This is a genomic window from Mesorhizobium sp. M7A.F.Ca.ET.027.03.2.1 (assembly GCF_003999175.1).
Taxonomy (GTDB): Bacteria; Pseudomonadota; Alphaproteobacteria; order Rhizobiales; family Rhizobiaceae; genus Mesorhizobium.
On the sequence record NZ_RZOM01000174.1, the window covers coordinates 1 to 7,772 of the forward strand.

At 64.2% G+C, this 7,772-nt stretch carries 4 protein-coding genes; 2 read left to right on the forward strand and 2 right to left on the reverse strand.

The annotated features are described in order from the left end of the window. Positions 1-1,034, forward strand: a 1,034-nt coding sequence (locus tag EN750_RS10450; RefSeq protein WP_145967539.1) for a HAMP domain-containing sensor histidine kinase, incomplete at its 5' end; no start/stop codon positions are given. Next, entirely contained in the window at positions 1,034-3,982 is a 2,949-nt protein-coding gene (locus EN750_RS10455; RefSeq protein ID WP_127396373.1) for a bifunctional [glutamine synthetase] adenylyltransferase/[glutamine synthetase]-adenylyl-L-tyrosine phosphorylase, read from the forward strand. The genes EN750_RS10450 and EN750_RS10455, both read left to right, overlap by 1 nt. A gap of 93 nt (positions 3,983-4,075) precedes the next feature. Here EN750_RS10455 and EN750_RS10460 read toward each other — a convergent pair whose 3' ends face one another. Together EN750_RS10460 and EN750_RS10465 are read right to left on the reverse strand one after the other, a co-directional pair. After that, on the reverse strand, positions 4,076-6,397 hold the full coding sequence (locus tag EN750_RS10460) for a PAS domain-containing sensor histidine kinase (RefSeq protein WP_127396374.1): 2,322 nt from the start codon (positions 6,395-6,397) through the stop codon (positions 4,076-4,078). Between the two features lie 184 nt (positions 6,398-6,581). Then, positions 6,582-7,772 (reverse strand): DUF3458 domain-containing protein (locus EN750_RS10465; RefSeq protein WP_127396375.1); only part of this gene is annotated, 1,191 nt, incomplete at its 5' end.

Genomic DNA, 7,772 nt, shown 5'->3' on the forward strand with positions numbered 1-7,772 from the left:
CGCAGGCGCAGGGCGAAAAGGGCCACAACGCCATTGCACTGGTGCTGCGGCTGCCGAACCAGATGATCATGCTGGTCGGCCGCGACCTTGGCGAGCCGGAGCGGTTTCGTGCGGTCATCCGCCGTGCGCTGATGCTGGCGCTCGGCATGATGGGGCTGGGCGGATTGCTGATCTGGTTTTTTGTCGGTCGCGCCGCGCTGAAGCGCATCGACAGCGTGTCGGAAGCCAGCCGCCGCATCATGGGCGGCGATCTGTCGGGCAGGCTGCCGGTGACGGGGGTTGGCGATGAGTTCGACCGGCTCTCCGAAAATCTCAATGCCATGCTGGCCAGGATCGCCACGCTGAATGAAGGCTTGAAGCAGGTTTCCGACAACATCGCGCATGATCTAAAGACGCCGCTGACCCGGCTCCGCAACCGGGCCGAAGCGACGCTTTCGGGCAAGCAAAAGCCCACCGACTACCGGCAGGCGTTGGAAGGCACCATTGCCGAGTCGGACCAGTTGATAAAAACCTTCAACGCCATCCTGATGATTTCCCGGCTGGAGGCTGGCTACTCCTCGGAGAACACCAACCGCGTCGATCTGGCGGAGGCCGTGCGCGATGTCGTCGAACTCTACGAGCCGGTGGCGGAAGAGGCAGGCGTGTCGCTGGAAGCAGACGCGCGCGAGGCGGTGTCCGTCAACGGCAACCGCGAACTGATCGGCCAGGCGCTGTCGAACATCGTCGACAACGCCATCAAATATTCCACCGGCGCCAATGCCCAGCCGGCGGTGCGCGTCACGCTCGAGCGAGCCGGTGCGGACGTTCGCCTGTCGGTTGCCGACAATGGACACGGCATTCCGGATGATGGCGACCGCGCGCGCGCCACGGAACGTTTCGTGCGGCTGGAGAAGAGCCGTTCGCAGCCGGGTTCCGGTCTTGGCCTCAGCCTCGCCAAGGCGGTCATGACGTTCCACAATGGCCGGCTTGAACTCTTGCCTGGCAATCCCGGATTATCCGTGGTCATGAGTTTCCCAGCACGGGAGGATCACTGATGAGCACGGCTGCGAGGGCGAAAGATTGGCTGCTGAAGCCGGCGACCAGCCTGGCTCCGCTGGACGAAGACCGTGCGCGGCTGGAACTGGCCGAGATCGCTTCCGCGGCACGCGAAGAAGGACTGACGCGGCTGGCCAAGTTCCTGGCCGGCAAGGGCGAGGGCCAGGATTTCCTTGCCGCCGTCTTCGATCTGTCGCCGTTCCTGCGCGATACCGCACGTCGCCGGCCGCAAATCCTGGACGGGCTGTTCGAGCAGACGATCGAGGCTCGGCTGAAGGTGATCGGCGCCGCCATCGACCAGGTGCATCCAGCCGAAGCAGTCTCGGAATCCGGCTTGATGATGGAGCTGCGCCAGTGGAAGGCGGAGGCGCATTTCCTCATCGCGCTGGCCGATCTTGCCGGCGAAGCCGAAACGGCGCTGACGGTCCGGCGGTTGAGCGACCTCGCAGACGCCTGTACCCGTGCGGCCGTCGACTTCCTGCTGCGCGACGCGCATGGCCAGGGCAAACTCAAACTGCCGGATGTCGGCAATCCGTCGAAACAGTCGGGCTGGATCCTGCTCGCCATGGGCAAGCTCGGCGCGCATGAGCTGAATTTTTCCTCCGACATCGATCTGGTGGTTTTCTTCGATCCGGAAGCGCCCGCCGTCGTCGATCCGCTCGACGCCACCGAGTTGTTTTCGAGGCTGACGCGCCGCCTGGTGCGCATCCTGCAGGACCGCACCGAATACGGTTATGTCTTCCGCACCGATCTGAGACTGCGCCCAGACCCCGGTTCGACACCGCTGGCGATCCCGGTCGAGGCGGCACTGCGCTACTACGAGGCGCGCGGCCAGAACTGGGAGCGCGCCGCGATGATCAAGGCACGCCCGGTGGCAGGCGATCTGGCCGCGGGTGCGGCCTTCCTCAAGGAGTTGCAGCCCTATATCTGGCGCAAATACATGGACTACGCGGCGATTGCCGACGTCCATTCGATCAAGCGCCAGATCCACGCCCACAAGGGCCATGGCGAGATTGCGGTCAAGGGCCACAACGTCAAGCTTGGCCGCGGCGGCATTCGAGAGATCGAGTTCTTCGTCCAGACCCAGCAGCTCATCGCCGGCGGACGCTTCCCTGAACTGCGTGGCCGCGAGACCGTGCCGATGCTCGGCGAGCTTGCGACCCGCGGCTGGATCACCGCCGAGGCGCGCGATGCGCTTGCCCGCCAGTACTGGTTCCTGCGCCGCGTCGAGCATGCCGTGCAGATGGTTGCCGACGAGCAGACGCACACGCTGCCGGAAGATGATGAAGGCTTGGAGCGTATCGCACGCATGCTCGGCTTTGCCGATGCTTCTGCCTTTTCTCAAGCGTTCCGTGCCTCGCTGCAGCAGGTCGAACGTCACTACGCGGCACTGTTCGAAACAGCACCCGAACTGTCGACCGGCATCGGCAACCTGGTCTTCACCGGCGATGTGGACGATCCCGATACGCTGCACACCTTGCACGGGCTCGGTTTTCAGCGGCCAAGCGACATCTGCCGCGTCATCCGTGGCTGGCATTTCGGCCGCTATCGCCTCACCCAGTCGGCGGAGGCACGCGAGCGGCTGACGGAACTGACGCCGGCGCTGCTGCGCGCCTTCGGCCAGACGCGCCGGGCCGACGAAGCTCTGATGCGCTTCGACGAGTTTCTCGCCGGCCTGCCGGCTGGCATCCAGCTGTTCTCCCTGCTGCAGTCCAATCCTGCCCTGCTGAAGCTTCTGGCGACGATCATGGGGGCCGCCCCCCGGCTGGCGGCGATCATCACCCGCAGGCCGCATGTCTTCGATGGTTTGCTCGACCCGGCCTTGCTCACCGAATTACCCGACCGCGCCTATCTGTCGGCGCGGCTTTCCGCCTTCGTCGAGGGCGACCGGCTGTACGAGGATGTGCTCGACCGGCTGCGCATTTTTGCCTCCGAGCAGAAATTCCTGATCGGTGTCCGGCTGCTCGCCGGCTCGATCGATCCGGCGCGGGCCGGCCGCGCCTTTTCTGATCTGGCGGATCTCACCATCGAGGCTGCGTTGCAGGCGGTGACGGCCGAATTCGCGGCCCGCCACGGCACCATTGCCGGCGGCGTGGTTGCGCTGCTCGGTATGGGCAAGCTTGGCAGCCGCGAGCTGACCGCCGGATCGGACGTCGACCTGATCCTGCTCTACGACCACGCGTCGGATGCCGAAGAGTCCGATGGCGACAAGCCGCTGGCACCTTCGCATTACTACACCCGCATGACGCAAAGGCTGATCGCGGCGGTGTCCGCGCCGACGGCGGAGGGGGTGCTCTACGAACTCGACCTGCGCCTGCGGCCGTCCGGCAACAAGGGACCGGTGGCCACCCATATCGATGCCTTCAAGAAATACCAGCGCCAGGAAGCCTGGACTTGGGAACACATGGCGCTGGTCCGCGCCCGCGCCATTGCTGGCGACGCCAGCCTGTGTGGCGAGGTTGAAGCGGAAGTAGCGGCGGTGCTGGGCCAGCCGCGCGATGCTGCAAAGGTGATGGCCGAGGCGGCGGACATGCGGGCTATGATCCAGAAGGAAAAGCCGCCGCGCGATCTCTGGGACATCAAGCTTATTCCCGGAGGATTGATCGATCTGGAATTCATCGCCCAGGTGGCCGTCATTACCGGGCAGGTCGAGACCGGACGCCGCGCCACCGGCACCGCCGAGATCCTGTCGCGCCTCGCACCGGGCTTCGCCGATGCCGGGATCAGGCAGGAGCTTGGCGACGCCTACGCGCTCTATCTTGCACTGACCCAGATGACGCGGCTGTGCCTCACCGGAGCCTTTGAGCGCGACGACGTTCCGCCGGGGCTTTCGGATCTGCTTCTGGCGGTGACCGACTTGCCGGATTTCGGTGTGCTGGAAGCACACCTCAAGGAGACATCGCAGAAGGTCAGGAAGGACTTCGACCTTTTGCTTCGTACGGGATGACCGTGAAGCGATCGTTCGGAGTATCGGACAAAAATGAGACCCTGTTTGGGGAAATCCGATGCTCAAGCAAAGAGATAGAGCCGGCGGAAAATCTCACGCTGCAACCTTGATCGCCAGCACGGCCCTCTTCACCGGAATGCGCACCGACACGATCGTGCCGACACCTTCGCTCGACCGGATCTTCAGCGCGCCGCCCTGAAGCTCGGCCAGCGAACGTGAGATGGCAAGGCCAAGGCCAGACCCGGCATGGCTCTTGGAGAACTGGTTCTGCACCTGCTCGAAGGGCCGTCCGAGCTTGCCGAGCGCCTCCTTGGGGATGCCGCAGCCATTGTCCTCGATCGTCAGCACCAGCGCACCGGATGTGTTGCGGGCCCTGACCGATATGTGGCCGCCCTGGCCGGTGAACTTCACCGCATTGGACAAAAGGTTGATGACGATCTGCTTGATCGCACGGCGATCGGCGACCAGCGTCAGCGCATCGGCAATGCGCGTTTCCACGGTGATGGCCTTTTGCGCCGCCTGCAGCGAAACGACGCGTACGGTTTCGCTGATCAGCGGGCCGAGGTCGATTTCTTCCCGGTCCAGAGAGAACTGGCCAGCCTCGATCTTGGACATGTCGAGAATATCGTTGATGACGCCCAGCAGATATTTGCCGCTGCTGTTGATGTCGGTGGCATATTCCTCGTAGCGCTCCGATCCGAGTGGGCCGAACAGCCCTTGCTCCATCAGTTCGGAGAAGCCGATGATCGCGTTCAGCGGCGTGCGCAACTCATGCGACATGTTGGCCAGGAATTCGGATTTGGCCCGGTTCGCCGCTTCGGCCCGTTCGGTTTCCTTCATGTATTTGCGGTTGAGGTCGACCAGTTCGCGCGAACGCTCCTCCTCGGCCCGCCGCGCGAGGCTGAGATCATGGATCGTTGCCATCAGCCGCCGCTCGCTGTCGACCAGCTTCTCCTGGTGCAGCTTGATCTGGGTGATGTCGGAGCCGACCGAGACGATGCCGCCGTCCCGGGTCTTCAGTTCGTTGACCTGCAGCCAGCGGCCGTCGGCCAGCTGCCGCTCGAAAGTGGCGCCGCCTTGCAGGCCGCTGGTGTGGGCAAGGCGCCGTTCGGAAGCAAAGGCCAGCATGCGTTCTTCCAGCGCCGCGCGCGCGGTGCCCGGCATCACGTCGCGGTCCGAAAGCCCGTTGTCCTGCTGGTATTTGGAATTGCACATGATCAGGCGCTGCGTCGAATCCCACAGCACGAAGGATTCGTTGATGTTCTCGATCGCCGTTCTGAGGCGAAGGTCGGCAGCCTCAGAACGCAGCGCCAGATGACGCTGTTCGGTGACGTCGACGGCAATGCCGATCAGCTGGATCTCCGGCGCTTCCGGATCGATGACCTGTGCCCGTGCGCGCATCCAGACCCATTGGCCGTCCGCATGGCGCATGCGGAACACCTGGTCGATGTGGTCGATCTCGCGTGCGACGATTCTGTTGGCGAGCTCGAACAGATCGCCGTCCTCGGGATGGATGATCTGGTCGACCTCGCCGAAGGACAGCATCGTGTCGCAGGGCTTGTAGCCGAGCATGTCATACATCGAGCGTGACCAGTACATCTTGCCGCGCACCATGTCCCAGTCCCACAGGCCGCAGCGGCCGCGCACCAGCGCCATGTCGATGCGCTGATGCGCTTCGAGGTAGATACGGTCAGCCGCCTGCGCACGCGCCGCCTGGCCGAAATAGGCATAGAGGATGACGATCAGCACACCGGCCGTCAGCACGAACAGGGTGACGTTCAGCGAAACAGTCTTGCGCCATGCATCGAAAACCGCGTCCTGTGGCACCAGGGCCGCCGATGCACCCTTTCCGCCATTCGCCAGGCTGACCGCCGCGTACCAATCCCGTCCGTCGATGTTGACGTCCATGACGCCGGCACGATCGCCGAACATGAACAAGGGCTGGCCGCCCTCGACGAGGCCGTCGAGCGAATGGCCCTGCCATGGCATCGAGCGCGGCGTCACCGCGACGATCTTGAAAGCGCTGTCGGTGATGACAAGCACATGGCTGCGGCCCATCGCGCCCTGACGGCTGGTGGTCTCCAGCAGATCCTGTATGGCGCCGGGCACCGTTTCCGAGGTTGTGGCGAGCGAACTGGCCAGCTGGCCCGCCGCCAGCGTCAGGATCGCCTTGGCATTGCGCTCGACATCGTCGCGCTCGTTCATCAGCGACAGCACGCGCAGCGCCGCGATGACGATCAGGAAGGTGATGATGAGGACGGGTATTGATCGGCGCAGCAGCGGCTCGGCGGCCAGAAGCCGCCGGTAGGCCGGTTCGGCGATGAGCCGCGTATTCCCGGCAAGACCGTCGCCGCGCGTCTCGCGATGCGCAAAAACCGTCCGTCCGGGCGCGCCCCACGCGTCCGCCTTCGCCATAAATGGCACTCCCCGAATTGCCTATGCTGCTTGGTGATCCGGCAAACGCCGCACTTCCGAATCGTCAGTAAAGAATCAAAGGTGATTCGCCTTGTCCAGTGGTCCGGCCAAAAAAGATTAAAAATCGACTAAAATAATCGCTTTTACCGACGCTATGCCAGGCGCCGGTAGCTAGGAAAGGCTCCTACGCCAGCGTGCGCTCGACAATATCCCGCAGATCCGCCGACAGGTTTTCGGCGCCGGCGATCGACAGCAGCGCTTCCCTGGCCTTGGCCTGCCGCAAAGGTTCGAGCGAACGCCACGATCTGAGCGCCGTCGCCAGCCTGGCCGCCACTTGCGGGTTGCGCTTTTCAACCTCGAGCACAGTCTGGGCAAAGAACCAGTAGCCTTCGCCGTCAGCACGATGAAAGCCGGTCTGGTTGGCGCTGGAGAAGGTGCCGATCAGCGAGCGAACTCGATTCGGATTGCCCATCGAGAAGGCCGGGTGGTTGGTCAGGGCCTTCACGGTGTCGACGGTTTGCGGTCCCGGAACGCTGGCCTGGATCTGGAACCATTTGTCCATGACCAGCGGGTCGGATCCATAGGTCGTCTCGAAAGCCGCCAGCGCCTCGACCGCCTCGGCCGAACCGTGGTGACGATGCGCAAGCACGGCAAGTGCTGCCGCGCGGTCGGTCATGTTGGTCGCCGACTGGAAATGCCCGGCGGCGAGTGCTGCTCCGCCCGGCTGCAGCGACAGATAATCCAGCAAGGTGTTGCGCAAGGCGCGTCGTCCGGCGCTCGCCGCGTCGGGGCTGAACGCTGCTTTGTCGGCAAGGCCGCGGTAAAGGCCCGAAAAAACGTCCCGGTTCGCAGTGCCGATCGCCAACGCCAGTGCCTCGCGAGCCGCATAGATAGCATCGGGGTCGATGTTCCGGCCGATGTCGCGGGCGATGTCGGCTTCGCCGGGCAATGCCAGCGCCAGTGCTCGATAGGCCGGCTCCAGCGTCTCGTCGCCGGCGATGCTGCCGGCGAGTTCGATCAGCCGCGGCGCAAAGGCCGGCTGCTTGCCGCCGAGGATCTCGCGGAAGGCGGTGATCAGTGCATCAGTCAGCAATGTATTGAAGGCCTGCCAGCGCGAGAAGGCGTCGCTGTCATGGCGGGCGAGAAAGAACTGGTCGTCGGCTTTCTGCTCGACGGACAATGTCACCGGCGCCGAAAAGCCGCGGTTGAGCGACACGGCCGGGCGCTCGGTGACGCCTGAAAACCGCACCATGTGGCGACGCTTGCGGATATGGATGACGCCGTCCTCGACGCTGGCGCCTTCGACGCCGCTATATGGCACAGGCTTGCCGCCGGCGCCGATCAGGCCGAAAGCCAGCGGGATGTGCATCAGCCG

What these genes read in the sequence shown, in the direction of transcription:
- EN750_RS10460 (WP_127396374.1), bottom strand. Translation starts at nt 6,397, where the DNA reads ATGGCGAAGGCGGACGCGTGGGGCGCGCCCGGACGGACGGTTTTTGCG.
- EN750_RS10455 (WP_127396373.1), top strand. Translation starts at nt 1,034, where the DNA reads ATGAGCACGGCTGCGAGGGCGAAAGATTGGCTGCTGAAGCCGGCGACC.